This window comes from Micromonospora phytophila, assembly GCF_023656545.1.
Lineage (GTDB): Bacteria > Actinomycetota > Actinomycetes > Mycobacteriales > Micromonosporaceae > Micromonospora > Micromonospora phytophila.
Genome location: NZ_JAMOKF010000123.1, coordinates 1 through 14,001, shown reverse-complemented (window position 1 = coordinate 14,001; position 14,001 = coordinate 1). Strand labels below are relative to the sequence as shown.

Sequence of the window (14,001 nt, the reverse complement as noted above, 5' to 3'; positions counted from 1 at the left end):
AGACACCGCCGGAGGGGCGCGGAGCGGGCGTGCCCCCGTATACCCCCGGGGTCGCCGGCGGCTGCTGGCCGTACACCGGGCCGGGAAGGCCGGGCGCGGCGGCTGGGCCCTGCGCGGAGCGGTAGGTGGTGCCACCGGGGTTACGGGGCAGCGGGACGCCGGGCAGGTCGCCGACCTGCTCCTTCTCCGACCGGGAGCGGCGGACCAACAGGACGATGAGGAGGATGCCGACGGCCACCATGGCGATGCCGAAGAACATGATCGGGGAGCCGCCGGAGGACTCGTCCGCCGCGGTGGTGCTCGCCCCACCGCCGGCACCGGCCAGGGCCGCCACGGCGCCCGCGTCCTCGGCGGTGGCCGCCTCGGTGGCAACCGCGCTCGGCGTCGGCGACGGCTTCTTCGACGGAGTCGGCGACGGCGAGGCCGAGGCGAGCCCGCCGACCACCCGGGACTCCGCGGAGCCCCTGGCGAGCAGCCGTCCGAACGCGTTGCTGGCCTCAGCGGTGACGGCTAGCCGACCGTTCGGCACCCCGGCCGCGAACGCCACCCGGTAGCGCACCGTGATGCTCTTGCCCTTGCAGAGCCTCGGGTCGGCCGGCGAGGTGGCCGAGGTGGCGACGCTCCCCGCGCCGCCGGAGAGCGGCACCGGGAACCAGCGGCCGCCCGCGTTGACCTCCACGGCTGCCTGGTCGGGGCGCAGCCCGCGCAGGCGCAGCCCCAGCGCGGTGCGCAGCAGCACGCAGCCGTCGCTGCGCTTGCGCACCTCGACCGTGACGCCCTCGGGGGAACCGCCGGCGGTGAAGCTGCCGGCCGCCCGCACCCGGACCGCGTCTTCGTCGGCGAGCGCCGGCGACGCGTTGAGTGTCACCAGGCCGCCCAGCAACGCGCAGACCGTCGCAAGCCGCGCCGCATGCCGACGTATCGCCATGATCACCTCGCCGTTCCTCCCCCGACGGGGGTCCGACGGTCAGGTTACTACCGGGTCAGGGTCACCCCCTGTCATTGAGCGCTCCGGATGTGTGCCGCGTTACCCTCGGCGGCCGCCCCGCGCTCCACCGGCGAGGGCGTCGCGGCAGAGCCGGTCCGCCGTGCGGGTGGTCTCCGGCAACCGGTGGCGCGGCGTCAGCGCCAGCACCCGGGCGGCCGCGTTGTCCAGACCCATCCGGTGGCCGACGCTGACGAAGACCGGCTTCACCCCGTCACGGGTCCGCAGCACCCGCCCCACGACCTCGTCCCCGTCGCGCAGCGGCGCCCACGAACCCCGCCGCTCGCCCGGCGGCGACCACTGCCCCACCAGCGGCGTCTTGCCCACCCCGATGGCCGGCAGGCCGGTCACCACGCCCAGGTGGCAGGCCAGGCCGAACCGGCGCGGATGGGCCAACCCGTGCCCGTCGCAGACCAGCAGCTCCGGGCGGACGGTCAGCCCGTCGAGCGCGTCGAGCAGCGCGGGCAGCTCGCGGAAGGCGAAGAGCCCCGGTACGTAGTCGAAGGCCGGCCGGCCGACGCTGACCGCCTCGTCGACCACGGCGAGGGTCCGGGCGTCCAGCACGGTGACGGCCGCCGCGAGGCGGTCGCCGCTCTCGGCGTACGCGACGTCCAGGCCGGCCACCGTCGCGGGCGCGGTCGGCCCCGGCCCGACCAGGTCGACCAATGGCCGCAACCGCTCCTGTACGGCCAACGCCCCCGCCACGCTGCCCGGCGGGTCGACGCGCCCACCGCCCCCGAGCCGCTCGCCGGCCGCGCTGCGCCCGCCCGCCTCCCCGGCGTCGTCGGGCGTCACGACGGCGTGTCGGCGTCCTGCTCGCCTGCGCCTGCGCCCTTGCGGCCGGCGGGCTCGTCATCCGGCCGGTGGCTGCGCGACTCATCTGCCTCGGGGGCATCCACCGCTCCCGGAGCGACAACGGAGGCACCCAGGCCGAGCCCGTCGCGGGCCTCGCCGATCCAGCGTGCGACTCCGTGCGCGTCACTGGTCGCCGCGAGGGCCGCCGCCTCGTCGAGCAGGCCCCGGGCCTCGTCCGGACGGCCGTCCCCGGCAGCGAGGTACGCCAGCCCGATCAGGTTCGCGGCGACTCCGGGGACGAACCCCAGTTCCCGACGCAACCTGGTCGACTCCGTCAACAGCTCCCGCGCCGCGTCGAGGCGACCGGCGGCCTGCGCGGCGAAGGTCAGGTGTCGCAGGACGTACGACAGGGTCAGTCGGTCCCCTGCCAAGGTCGCCAGCTCGCGCGCCCGGGCGAAGGCCGGCGCGGCGGTGGCGTTGTCCTGCCGGACCACCTGGTGGACGGTGCCCACCCAGAAGAGCGACTCCCCCTCGCCGCGGGCGTCACCGAGCTGCCGATAGAGCTCGACGGCCCGCTCGAAGAGCGGCAACTCCTGCGGGTCCTCGACCCGCATATCCAGGTAGCGGGCGTGCAGAATTCTGCCCCGCGCCAGCGCCAGATCCGCCTCCACACCGGCGAGGTCCCGTTCCGCCTCGTCCAACGCGGCCGCGTCGCCGCCGAACACGGCCCGCTCGTAAAGCAGCGCCGCCCGACCGATCCGGTCCGTCATCTCCACAGCCCTCACTGCCCGACCCGGCCGTCGATCAACTCGCGGAGCAGGTCGGCGTGGCCGTTGTGCCGGGCATACTCCTCGATCATGTGCACCAGCAGCTCCCGCAGGGAGATCTCCTCGCCGTGGTGCCGGCCCTTCACCCCGAGATCGGGCGACTCGGCCACGAACCTGTCGGCGAACGTCACCTCCGCCCGCCAGGTGCGCCACGCCTCGGCGACCACCTCCGAGTCGGCCACCGCGCCGTCGAAGTCGCCGTCCGGCTCGGCCTCCGAACAGTAGATCCTCGGCGCGTCCTGGCCGGCCATCGTCCGCCGGAACCAACCCCGCTCCACCTCGGCCAGGTGCCGGACCAGGCCGAGCAGCGACAGCGTCGACGGCGGTACGGCGCGTCGGGCCAACTGGTCCGCGTCCAGGCCCGCACACTTCAGTTCGAGCGTGAGGCGCTGATCGCGCAGGTACTCGACCAGGATGATGCGCTCGTCGTCGAAGCCGCCGTCGGAGCGCGGGTCGTCGTCGGGGTGGAGGAACATGTTCGACCAGCCGAAACGTCGGGCGGGTTCGTCGTCGGTGGAGGTGCCGGTGCCATGGTCCGCGGGCGAGTCAGCCATGCGAGCGACCCTGACCGACGCCCCTGCGGCACCGCAACAGGTTTCCGCGTGCCGGCCTCGGGTGCTACTTGCTCTCAAGTCCCAGTGAGGGATCGGCGGCGGGGTCTCCCGCTCGCTGCAACTCCTCCTCGAACATCACGAACGTCTTGCGCTGGATGCCTGCATCAAGGCGGTCTCGGTCGGGGACGGATACCGCCGCTCGCGAGCCTGCGCGTCCCTCATCGCCCGGACCGTCTCATACAGCGCGAAGATTGGGCCCTCACCGCGCAGGTAGTACGCGCGGTCGTGTTCAGTGAGTTGAACGAACTCCTCACGAGTCAACTGTTCGATGTCATCCCCCTCAGTGAAGAGGAGCTTGTCGATCAGCTTGTTCGCGGTGTCCAACCCCCCGTGTCCTTCGACAGGCGCCATGCGGCAATACCTCCGTCCGCCGTTTCCACCAGCTTGACGGGCGAGTCGTAGTAGCTGAAGAACGCCGGAAGAGCGAGACCAGTTGGGGCGTCCATCGCAGTCAAGCCTCACTTCCGTCATTGCTCAGCGCTCGCCAGAAGGCCTCCTGCGCTCGATGAAGCAGGGCATCGCGTACAGCCCGCTCCGCAGGCGTCAAGGGCTGATCCTGGACCCTCCCCGGTCACCGTCGGTAGGGCGAACCATACCGGCTGCCACAAATCCGTGGGGTCCGGTAGTTTCAAGGCCGTGATCGACCGCCATCAGGCTGAGCAGCTCGCCGCCGTGTGGGCCCGCCGCGATTCACAGCGTCTGGGACACGAGTGCCGCCCGACGGTCGACGAGTTCGACCTGGGGTACGTCATCACGTCCACTGTGGCCGTCGGCACGGACGACCCCCGGCGAACTGCCGACCACCGTGGTGGACAAGCAGACCGGCGAGGTGACCACCTGGCCGCGGGTGCCGGTCGGCGTGGTGGAGCAGATGTACCGGCGGAGCCGCCCGCGGGGCCCACCGCACCGCGCACGGTCGACCCGGCGAGCCAACTCCTGCGGGAGATCCGTCGGCTGCCCACCCCCAACACCGCCGCGCACCTGACTGTCGAGGGCCGGCTGTTCCGGGCACAGGGCGCCAAGGGCGACATCGCGCTGAACCACCACCCGCTGGTCCGCACCTATCTGGACGAGCTTCCCGCCGGCCACCTGGTGCGCGGTGGCGACCGGCACGCCGAGCTCATCGTCGTCTCCGAAGTCCTGCACGAGTACGACCACCGCCGCGCCGCCGAAGGCATCGCCCCGCTGGGCATGGCCGACGCGAAGGGCCTGCTGGAGACCGCGCGGTTCGAGGTGTTCCGGGTGCGTGAGCCGGGTGACCCGAACGGCGGCCCCGCCGACCGCCCCTGCGACTCGTGCGTCGACGTGCTCGTGGACTTCAACGTCCTGCCCTGGTCCGACCGGGCGTTCACCATGCCGTGGCATCCCGAGCAGCAGCCGGACCCCGACCCGGGCCGCTTTCCGCCGGACGTCGCGCAGGCGCTCGTCGCGGCTGGCTGGCGGCCCCACTTCGGGGACGAGATCGTGGCCATGTCCGCGATCAGGGACGTCAGCGCGGTCAGCGGCAGCACGTCGGCCCATGCCGACTTCCCGGCGGCCCTGGCGATGCTCCGCGCGTTTCCCAGCCTGGTGGGTGCCCGGCGCGGCCTCGGCGAACAGGTGTGGATCTCCCGGTTCGACATCCGGCCACGTCAGGTCGCCCACACCGCCGACACCCTGGCCGACTTCGCCGCGGTCCTCGGTGTGCGGCTCTTCCCGATCGGCACCGAGCGCCAGGAGAGCATCCTCGCGGTGGACGAGCACGGCCGGATCTTCGCGCTCGATCAGGCCGGCGAGTGGTTCCTCGGCGAGGACATCGACGCGGCCCTGACCACCCTGCTGCTCGGCCGCGCCCCTGCCCCGGTCCGCGACGACGGCACCTGGTGAGCGGGCGCACCCGCTACAGGGAAACCCCCGTCAGCACCATCACCCGCGGGTCGGTGTAGTCCTCCATCGCGCTGCGCAGCCCCTCGCGCCCGACCCCGCTCCCCTTCACCCCGCCGTAGGGCATCTGGTCGGCCCGGTACGACGGCACGTCCCCGACGATCACCCCGCCGACCTCCAGGGCGCGGTGCGCGGCGAAGGCGACATCGACCCGATGGGTGAAGACGCCCGCCTGCAACCCGTACGCCGAGTCGTTGACCGCGGCGAACGCGGCCTGGTCGTGCTCGACCCGGGCGACCACCAGCACCGGCCCGAAGACCTCCTCGGCGTAGACCTTGGCGTCCGCCGGCACGCCGGAGAGCACGGTCGGCGGGTAGGTCGCGCCCTCGCGCCGGCCGCCCACCTCGATCGTCGCGCCGGCCGCCACCGCCTCGTCGACCCACGCCTCGACCCGCTGGGCGGCCGCGACGGACACCAGCGGCCCGACATCGGTCAGCGGGTCGGACGGGTCGCCCGTGCGCAGTTCCTCGACGGCCGCGACGAGTCGGGGCAGGAAGCCGTCGTAGAGCCATTCGTGCACGTAGACCCGCTGCACGGCGATGCACGACTGCCCGGCCTGGTAGTTGGAGAAGGTCGCGATCCGGTGCGCGGCGAAGGTCAGGTCCTCGTCGGTGTTCCAGTCCTCGCAGATCACCGCGGCGGCGTTGCCGCCGAGTTCCAGGGTCACGTGCTTCTCCGGCACGGACCGGCGGATGGCCGCGCCGACCGGCCCGGAGCCGGTGAACGACACGACCGGCAGCCGGGGGTCGGCGACCAGTTCGGCGGCGCGCTCGTTGGGCAGCGGCAGCACGGAGAACATGCCCTCCGGCAGCTCCGTCTCGGCGAGGATCTCGCCGAGCAGCAGCGCCGACAGCGGCGTCGCCGGGGCCGGCTTGACGATGATCGGCGCGCCGACCGCGATCGCCGGGGCGACCTTGTGCGCGACCAGGTTGAGCGGGAAGTTGAACGGCGCGATGCCGAGCACCGGCCCCTTCGGTGCCCGCCGGACCAGGGCGATCCGCCCGTTGGCGGCCGGGTCCGTGTCGAGGCGTTGCAGCTCGCCGGAGAAGCGGCGGGCCTCCTCGGCCGCCCACCGGAACGTCGACACCGCGCGCCCCACCTCGGCCCGCGCCCACTTCGCCGGCTTGCCGTTCTCGGCGGTGATGAGCCGGGCGACCTCCTCGGCCCGCTCGGCGAGCCGCCGGGAGACGTGGTCCAGGGCCGCCGCCCGGGCGTGCGCGGGCAGGGCCGCGGTGGCGAGGGTGGTACGGGCGACAGCCCGCCCGTCGTACGGGTGGTGGACGGTCAGCTCGCCCTCGCCGTGCGCGGGGCGAGAGGCGACATAGAAGGCTACGGACTCCACGCCGAGCAGCGTAGACCACGGATCGGTCGACGGAAACAGTCGCCACGGGCCTTGTCTGCCGCGAATTCAGTAGCGAAGATGGCATGCAGATTGCGATAACCGCCGCAGACCGCACCACCGGACCCCTCTCGGAGAGATCCCGTCATGAGTGACCAGCAGAAGCTGCGCAACTTCGTCAACGGCGAGTACGTCGAGCCGGCCGACGGTGGCTACGCCGACCTGATCGACCCCTGCACCGGTGAGGTGTTCGCGCAGGCCCCGGTTTCCGGCCCCGCCGACGTGGACGCGGCGATGCGGGCCGCCGCCACCGCCTTCGAGGGCTGGCGGGACGTCACCCCCGCCGAACGGCAGAAGGCCCTGCTCAAGCTCGCCGACGCGGTCGAGGCCCGCGCGGCCGAGCTGGTCGACGCCGAGGTACGCAACACCGGCAAGCCGCGCCAGCTCACCGCCGACGAGGAACTGCCCCCGTCGGTGGACCAGTTCCGCTTCTTCGCCGGCGCCGCCCGGATGCTGGAGGGGCGTTCGGCCGGCGAGTACATGGCCGGGCACACCTCGTACGTGCGGCGCGAGCCGATCGGTGTCTGCGCCCAGGTCACCCCGTGGAACTACCCGCTGATGATGGCGGTGTGGAAGATCGCCCCGGCCCTCGCCGCCGGCAACACGGTGGTGCTGAAGCCGTCGGACACCACGCCGCTGTCGACGCTGCTGCTGGCCGAGATCGCCGCGGAGTTCTTCCCGGCGGGCGTGTTCAACGTGGTCTGCGGCGACCGGGACACCGGCCGGACGCTGGTGTCGCACCCGACCCCGCAGATGGTGTCCATCACCGGCTCGACCCGCGCGGGCATGGAGGTCGCCTCCGCCGCCGCGCCGGATTTGAAGCGGACCCACCTGGAGCTGGGCGGCAAGGCCCCGGTTGTGCTCTTCGACGACGCCGACGTGGCGGCGGCGGCCGAGGCGATCGCGGTCGGTGGCTACTTCAACGCCGGCCAGGACTGCACCGCCGCCACCCGGGTGCTCGCCGGCCCGGGCATTCACGACGACTTCGTGGCGGCGCTGGCCGAGCAGGCCCGCAACACGAAGACCGGCGCCCCGGACGACGCGGACGTGCTCTACGGCCCGCTGAACAACGCCAACCAGCTCGCCCGGGTCAGCGGCTTCGTCGACCGGCTGCCCGACCACGCCGCGGTGCAGGCCGGGGGTTCCCGGGTCGGCGAGCGCGGCTACTTCTACGCCCCGACGGTGGTCAGCGGGCTGCGCCAGTCCGACGAGATCATCCAGGACGAGGTGTTCGGGCCGGTCATCACCGTGCAGCGCTTCTCCGACGAGGACGAGGCGGTGCGCTGGGCCAACGGCGTCGACTACGGGTTGTCGGCGTCGGTCTGGACCAGGGACCACGGGCGGGCGATGCGGATGACCCGCCGGCTGGACTTCGGCTGCGTCTGGGTGAACACGCACATCCCGTTCGTCTCGGAGATGCCGCACGGGGGCTTCAAGCACTCCGGGCACGGCAAGGACCTGTCGGTCTACAGCCTGGAGGACTACACCCGGATCAAGCACGTCATGCACAACATCGAGGGCTGACAGTGAGCGCGAGGAGTGAGCCGGGTTTTGCGAGCCCCGCAGTCGCGAACGAAAGAAGGCACAGCCCATGACATCGTCTGAGGAGCTGCACAAGCGGCGCGGGGCGGCGGTCGCCCGGGGCGTCGGCAGCGTCATCGCGTCCTACGTGGACCGGGCGTCGGGCGGCACGATCACCGACGTCGAGGGCCGCGAGTGGATCGACTTCGCGGCCGGGATCGCCGTCACCAACGTCGGCAACTCCGCCCCCCGGGTCGTCGAGGCGGTCCGGGCGCAGGTCGAGCGCTTCACCCACACCTGCTTCATGGTCGCCCCCTACGAGTCGTACGTGGCGGTCTGCGAGCAGCTCAACGCGCTCACCCCGGGCGGCTTCGAGAAGCGCTCGGCGCTGTTCAACTCCGGCGCCGAGGCGGTGGAGAACGCCGTCAAGGTCGCCCGGCACGCGACCGGGCGGCCGGCGGTGGTGGTCTTCGACCACGCGTACCACGGTCGGACGAACCTGACCATGGCGTTGACCGCGAAGAACATGCCGTACAAGCACCGGTTCGGGCCGTTCGCCGGGGAGGTCTACCGGGTGCCGATGTCGTACCCGCTGCGCGACGGCGGGCTGTCGGGCGCCGAGGCCGCCGCGCGGGCGATCGAGACGATCGAGAAGCAGGTCGGCGCGGAGAACGTCGCCGCCCTGCTGATCGAGCCGATCCAGGGTGAGGGCGGCTTCGTCGTACCCGCGAAGGGTTTCCTGCCGGCGCTGCGCCAGTGGGCGACGGCGGCCGGGGTGGTCCTCGTCGCCGACGAGATCCAGACCGGGTTCTGCCGCACCGGGGACTGGTTCGCCTGCCAGCACGAGGGCGTCGAGCCGGACCTGGTCACCCTGGCCAAGGGCATCGCCGGCGGCCTGCCGCTGGCGGCGGTCACCGGCCGGGCGGAGCTGATGGACGCGGTGCACGCCGGCGGCCTCGGCGGCACGTACGGCGGCAACCCGATCGCCTGCGCCGCCGCGCTGGCCAGCATCGAGACCATGCACGAGCTGGACCTGGCCGGCGCGGCCCGGCGGATCGAGACGGTGATGGGTGAACGGCTGCGCGCCGTCGCCGCCCGCGACCCACGCGTCGCCGAGGTACGCGGCCGGGGCGCCATGCTGGCCGTGGAGATCGTCCAGCCCGGAACCCTCACCCCGGACCCGGCCGCCACGGCGGCGGTCTCGGCCGCCTGCCACGCCGCCGGCCTGCTCACCCTGACCTGCGGCACGTACGGCAACGTGCTGCGCTTCCTGCCGCCGCTGGTCATCTCCGACGACGAACTGGCCCGGGGCCTGGACATCCTGGACGCTGCCTTCGGCTGACGCTCGCCCCGGCCCGCCGCCTGAACCCGCCCCTCACCAGAGAGGCGGGTTCAGTGCGTTGTCCGCTCAGGAGCGATCCGCCTCTTTCAAACATTTACAGCGCGTTCCCGTCCTGCCATCCTGTCTTATAGTCTTACTGTCGTAGGACAATAGAAGGGTTACCACGGGTGATCGAGTTCGTGCTGGACGGCCGGACCAAGGTGAACACCTACGTGCAGCTGATCCAGCAGGTCAAACAGGCCCTGCGGGTCGGCCTGCTGTCGCCGGGCGACCAGCTGCCGAAGGTCCGGGACGTCGCAGAGTCGCTGGCGATCAACCCGAACACCGTGCTGAAGGCGTACCGGGAGCTGGAGATCGAGGGCCTGGTCGCTGGCCGACCGGGGGTGGGCACGTTCGTCCGACGCACCCTGGCCGGCGCGTCCCTGCCCAACCAGGCCGAGCTGCGCGAAGACCTGGTCGCATGGCTGCACCGGGCGCAGGCCGCCGGCCTCACGGCCGAGGACGTTGTCGCCCTGGTGGAGACCACGCTACGAGCCACCCTCGCCGACGACTCCCCGCAGAAGGAGCCCGCGTGAGCGAGCGCAGCGAGCGAGCCATCAGGCACAGCAGCCAGCGCCCGCGCCGCCGCGAAGCGGTGGCGTGAGCGGAACGAGAGGACAGAGGATGGACATGGTCTTGGAGGCCGACCGGCTGGGCAAGCGGTACGGCAGAACCTGGGCGTTGCGGGACTGCTCGCTGCACCTGCCGGCCGGCCGGATCGCCGCGCTGGTCGGGCCGAACGGTGCGGGCAAGAGCACGCTGCTGCACCTGGCCGTCGGGCTGCTCAAGCCCGACGCGGGCGCGGTACGGGTGTTCGGCAGGTCGCCGTACGGCGACACGGAGGGCCTGGCCGACATCGGGTTCGTCGCACAGGACACCCCGCTGTACCGGGACTTCACCGCCGCCGAGCTGGTCACCGCCGGCGGCAAACTGAACCGGCGGTGGGACGCCGAGCTCGCCCGGAACCGGCTGGCCCAGCTCGGCATACCGCCGGACCGGCCGGTCGGCAAACTCTCCGGCGGGCAACGGGCCCAGGTGGCACTCGCCCTGGCGCTGGCCAAGCGACCCCGGCTGTTGCTGCTCGACGAGCCGGTCGCCAGCCTCGACCCGCTGGCCCGCAGGGAGTTCCTCCAGTCGCTGATGGGCAGCGTGGCGGATTCCGGGACCACCGTCCTGCTCTCCTCGCACCTGCTGGCCGACCTGGAACGCGTCTGCGACTACCTGATCGTGCTCAACGCCGCCCAGGTGCAGCTCGCCGGCACGGTCGACGATCTGGTGGCCGGGCACCGGCAGCTGGTCGGCCCGCGGCACGACGGCGGCCCGATCGGGGGCGTCGCCGCCGTCGTGCGGGCCAGTCACACCGACCGACAGTCCACGCTGCTCGTCCGCACCGACGGCCCGGTCAGCGATCCGACCTGGACGGTGCGTGAGGTCGGCCTGGAGGACGTCATCCTGGCCTACCTGGCCGACGGCAACACGCGGACCAGTCACAGCGAGTGGGGGGTGCCGGCATGATCTGGCTGACCTGGCGGCAACACCGCAAGCAGGCGCTGTTCACCCTGCTGGGGTTCGCGGCGCTCGCCGCCCTGATGGTGCCGATCGGCCTGTCGATGCGGCACAGCTTCGCCGAACTCGGGCTGGTCGACTGTGTACGCCAGCTCGCCGGCACCGACGTGGCGGCGGCGACCCGGGAGACCTGCGACGCGGGCTTCCGCCGCTTCACCAACCGGTACGGCAGTTTGAACCTGGTGGCCGTGCTGCTGCTCACCCTGCCGGTGCTGGTCGGCCTGTTCTGGGGCGCCCCGCTGGTCGCCCGCGAGGTGGAGCACGGCACGCACCGGTTCGCCTGGACCCAGGGCGTCGGCCGGACCCGCTGGGCGCTGGTGAAGTTCGGGCTGGTCGGCGCGGCCGTGATGGTCCTCGCGGTCTGCTACGGCCTGGGCATGTCGTGGTGGGTCGAACCGCTCACCCAGGCCGCGTACGAGGGTCGGCTCGGCGTGATCGTGTTCGACCTGCAGGGCGTCGTCCCGATCGGATACACCCTCTTCGCAGTGGCGCTGGGCATCTTCGCCGGCACCGTGTGGAAACGGATGCTGCCCGCCATGGGCATCACGCTGGCCGGGTTCATCGGCGTCCGGGCGGCGGTGGCGGTCCTGGCCCGCCCGCACTACCAGCCCGCCCGCACCCTCACCTTCCCGATCGAGGGGGTCACGGAGGCCGCCATGAGCCGCGGCGACTGGGTCCTCAGCCAGGGCATCCGCAACCCCGACGGGACGATGATGGCGGAGGACACCCGGATCATGTGCCCGCCCGGCGCCACGGAGGCGAAGGGCCGGGCGTGCGGCGCCGAGCTGGGCCTCCAGCCGGGCGCGTACAACTGGCAGCTCTACCAGCCGGCGGACCGGTTCTGGCTGTTCCAGGGCATCGAGACCGGCATCTTCGTCGCCCTCGCCGCGCTCCTGCTCTACCTGGCCGTCCGCCGCATCCGCCGCATCGCCTGACGACCTGGTGGAACACCATGGGTGCCACGGCACCCCGGAGACACCCATGGTGTTCCACCGACCGGCGGGCCGGGGTGCCGTCAGGCCGGCGGGACGCCTCGGCACCAAGCGGCAACCGTGCGGCGGCACGTCAGCGGAGCAGCTCCACCACGTTGCGGCGGACCAGGTTCTTGCCCGGCTCCCGGATCGCGTCCATCGCGGCGGCGTTGAGCAGCACGCAACTGCCGGACGGGCCGGTCACCGTCACCGTCACCACCTTGCTGTTGTCCAGGTTGGTCACCCGCAGCCGGGTACCGACCGGGAACTGGCCGCTGGTCGCGGCGGGCGCCCCGCCCTCGGCGGAGAAGGTGATCGCACCGGCGCACACGCTCGCCGCGGGCGCGCCTCCCGGCTGCGCCGGGGGCTGCGCGCTGCCCGGCCGGGTCTGACCGCCCGGCTGGGCCGCTCCCCCGGGCTGCGCGGCGGCACCGTCCAGGCGCTCCACCACGTTGCGCCGGATCACGTTCTTGCCCGGTTCCCGGACCAGCTCCATCGCGGCGGCGTTGAGCAGCACGCAGCTCCCGGACGGGCCGGTCACCGTCACGGTCGCCGCCCTGTTGTTGTCCAAGTTGGTCACCCGCAGCCGGGTGCCCACCGGGAACCGGTCGCTGGTCGCGGCGGGCGCCCCGCCCTCGGCCGAGAACGTCACCGAGCCCTGACAGGCGCTCTGCCGGGCGGGGGTGGTGTCGGCGAAGCCGAACCCGGTCCCGACCGCCACCACCGCCGAGGCGACCACCGCCACCCCTGCCGCCAACACGTGCTTGCGCTGCACCTTGTGTCTCCCGTCGTCCGGTGATCTCCGTACGCCGCCTGGTACGGCGTGGGAGCGCTGCACGGTTCAGCGGTTCTGGCAGGAGAGTTTCCGGAAGGGCGATCGGTGACGCGGAGACGCCGGCGCCGCTACCGATCGTCACGAGGCGGGCATTCCGAGCGTGCTCCGCGCCGGGAGCATCCCGGCTGGCGACCACCGAGGCAGGATGAGGCGCGCCGATCGGCGCGGCAACCGGTATTGGCGATCCGGGGTGGGCTGCGTCACGATGGGCGCGAGGAGGTCGCCGATGGCCGACCCGTGGCTCGCCCTGGAATTCGGTGCCGATCCGGCCGAGCGGATCGCGCAGGTCGGCGCCGCCCACGAGGCGTTCCTCGCCGCCGGCGCCGCGCCGCGGCAGGTCCGCGACGTGGTGGCCAGCTCGTGGCGCCGCTCGGCGGGGGCCCTGCTCGACCCGGAGGCGACCCCGCCGGTCGACCTGACCGACGACGCCCTGGAGAGCTACCGGGCCACCCACCCCCTCGCCCGGGTGCTGCCGCTCTTCCGGGACCTGCTCGGTGGGATCGCCGAGGACGGCGCGCACCTGATGGCGGTCTGCGACGCGTACGGGCGGCTGCTCTGGGTGGAGGGGCATCCGGGGGTGCTGCGGCACGCCGAGCGGATGAACTTCGTGCCCGGCGCTCGGTGGGACGAGCCGCACGCCGGCACCAACGCCCCCGGCACCGCGCTCGCGGTCGACCACAGCGTGCAGATCTTCGCCACCGAACACTTCAGCCGGCCGGTGCAGCGCTGGACCTGCGCCGCCGCGCCGATCCACGACCCCGCCACGGGGCGGCTGCTCGGCGCGGTCGACATCACCGGCGGCGACCACCTGGCCAACCCGCAGAGCCTCGCGCTGGTGCGCGCCACCGCACGGGCCGCCGAGGCGCAGCTCGCCGCCGCCAGGCCGGCCGAACCGGGCGTGGCCACCGTGGTGGCGCTCGGCCGGGACGAGGCGGAGCTGCGGTGGGACGGGCGGCGGATCCGGCTCGGTCGCCGGCACAGCGAACTGCTGGTGCTGCTGCTCGACCATCCCGAGGGGCGCAGCGGCGAGCAGCTCGGCCTCGACCTCTACGGCGACGACCGGCTGCGCCCGGTCACCCTGCGCGCCGAGTTGTCCCGGCTGCGCCGGGTGCTCGGCCCCGAGCTGCTCGACTCCCGCCCGTACCGGCTGCGCGGCACCGTCCGCGCCGACTTCCGTACCGTCA

General features: G+C 72.9%; 14 protein-coding genes. 7 read left to right on the top strand and 7 right to left on the bottom strand.

All coding sequences use genetic code 11. From position 1 onward, the window contains the following. The 5 genes from NCC78_RS16415 to NCC78_RS16395 all read right to left on the bottom strand — a co-directional run. Positions 1–928 (bottom strand): hypothetical protein (locus NCC78_RS16415; protein WP_250795445.1); only part of this gene is annotated, 928 nt, incomplete at its 3' end. Positions 929–1,027: 99 nt separating this feature from the next. Next, on the bottom strand, positions 1,028–1,690 hold the full coding sequence (locus tag NCC78_RS16410) for an endonuclease V (RefSeq protein ID WP_250795447.1): 663 nt from the start codon (positions 1,688–1,690) through the stop codon (positions 1,028–1,030). Between the two features lie 86 nt (positions 1,691–1,776). Continuing rightward, a complete protein-coding gene (locus tag NCC78_RS16405) occupies positions 1,777–2,550 on the bottom strand; it encodes a tetratricopeptide repeat protein (protein ID WP_250795444.1) in 774 nt (257 codons plus the stop codon). Positions 2,551–2,561: 11 nt separating this feature from the next. Next, positions 2,562–3,161, bottom strand: a complete 600-nt coding sequence (locus NCC78_RS16400; RefSeq protein ID WP_250795443.1) for a DinB family protein — start codon at positions 3,159–3,161, stop codon at positions 2,562–2,564. Between the two features lie 135 nt (positions 3,162–3,296). Next, entirely contained in the window at positions 3,297–3,545 is a 249-nt protein-coding gene (locus NCC78_RS16395) for a hypothetical protein (protein WP_250795442.1), read from the bottom strand. Between the two features lie 312 nt (positions 3,546–3,857). On the opposite strand from NCC78_RS16395, the gene NCC78_RS16390 reads away from it, so the two are divergent. Next, positions 3,858–5,087 carry an SUKH-3 domain-containing protein gene (locus NCC78_RS16390; RefSeq protein ID WP_250795440.1) on the top strand — a complete coding sequence of 410 codons (1,230 nt, stop codon included), beginning with the start codon at positions 3,858–3,860 and terminating at the stop codon, positions 5,085–5,087. A gap of 13 nt (positions 5,088–5,100) precedes the next feature. On the opposite strand, the gene NCC78_RS16385 is transcribed toward NCC78_RS16390, so the two are convergent. Continuing rightward, positions 5,101–6,486, bottom strand: a complete 1,386-nt coding sequence (locus NCC78_RS16385) for an aldehyde dehydrogenase family protein (RefSeq protein WP_250795439.1) — start codon at positions 6,484–6,486, stop codon at positions 5,101–5,103. A gap of 144 nt (positions 6,487–6,630) precedes the next feature. Here NCC78_RS16385 and NCC78_RS16380 point away from each other — a divergent pair, with 144 nt between their 5' ends. From NCC78_RS16380 to NCC78_RS16360, 5 genes are all read left to right on the top strand, one after another. After that, positions 6,631–8,067, top strand: a complete 1,437-nt coding sequence (locus NCC78_RS16380; protein ID WP_250795438.1) for a gamma-aminobutyraldehyde dehydrogenase — start codon at positions 6,631–6,633, stop codon at positions 8,065–8,067. A 67-nt stretch (positions 8,068–8,134) separates the two neighbouring features. Next, the gene (gene gabT, locus NCC78_RS16375; RefSeq protein ID WP_250795437.1) at positions 8,135–9,406 is read left to right on the top strand and encodes a 4-aminobutyrate--2-oxoglutarate transaminase; all 1,272 of its coding nucleotides are present in this window, start codon (positions 8,135–8,137) and stop codon (positions 9,404–9,406) included. Positions 9,407–9,573: 167 nt separating this feature from the next. Continuing rightward, complete coding sequence (locus tag NCC78_RS16370) at positions 9,574–9,981, top strand: GntR family transcriptional regulator (protein WP_250795435.1); 408 nt, start codon at positions 9,574–9,576, stop codon at positions 9,979–9,981. 88 nt (positions 9,982–10,069) lie between these two features. Then, positions 10,070–10,960 (top strand): ABC transporter ATP-binding protein, encoded by an 891-nt coding sequence (locus NCC78_RS16365; protein WP_250795434.1) that lies wholly within the window; start codon positions 10,070–10,072, stop codon positions 10,958–10,960. Then, on the top strand, positions 10,957–11,946 hold the full coding sequence (locus tag NCC78_RS16360) for an ABC-2 membrane transporter-related protein (protein ID WP_250795433.1): 990 nt from the start codon (positions 10,957–10,959) through the stop codon (positions 11,944–11,946). Before NCC78_RS16365 ends, NCC78_RS16360 begins: the two co-directional genes overlap by 4 nt. A 130-nt stretch (positions 11,947–12,076) precedes the next feature. Here the strand turns inward: NCC78_RS16360 and NCC78_RS16355 are convergent, their stop codons facing one another. Next, positions 12,077–12,757: an RlpA-like double-psi beta-barrel domain-containing protein gene (locus NCC78_RS16355; RefSeq protein ID WP_250795432.1), complete on the bottom strand. Its 681-nt coding sequence runs from the start codon at positions 12,755–12,757 to the stop codon at positions 12,077–12,079. 286 nt (positions 12,758–13,043) lie between these two features. Here NCC78_RS16355 and NCC78_RS16350 point away from each other — a divergent pair. Beyond that, on the top strand, positions 13,044–14,001 hold a 958-nt coding region (locus NCC78_RS16350; protein ID WP_250795431.1), incomplete at its 3' end, for a GAF domain-containing protein.

Excerpts from the sequence above, each read along its gene's own strand:
- NCC78_RS16360 (WP_250795433.1), top strand. The coding sequence starts at position 10,957 with ATGATCTGGCTGACCTGGCGGCAACACCGCAAGCAGGCGCTGTTCACC.
- NCC78_RS16400 (WP_250795443.1), bottom strand. The coding sequence starts at position 3,161 with ATGGCTGACTCGCCCGCGGACCATGGCACCGGCACCTCCACCGACGAC.
- gabT (WP_250795437.1), top strand. The coding sequence starts at position 8,135 with ATGACATCGTCTGAGGAGCTGCACAAGCGGCGCGGGGCGGCGGTCGCC.
- NCC78_RS16405 (WP_250795444.1), bottom strand. The coding sequence starts at position 2,550 with ATGACGGACCGGATCGGTCGGGCGGCGCTGCTTTACGAGCGGGCCGTG.
- NCC78_RS16380 (WP_250795438.1), top strand. The coding sequence starts at position 6,631 with ATGAGTGACCAGCAGAAGCTGCGCAACTTCGTCAACGGCGAGTACGTC.
- NCC78_RS16365 (WP_250795434.1), top strand. The coding sequence starts at position 10,070 with ATGGACATGGTCTTGGAGGCCGACCGGCTGGGCAAGCGGTACGGCAGA.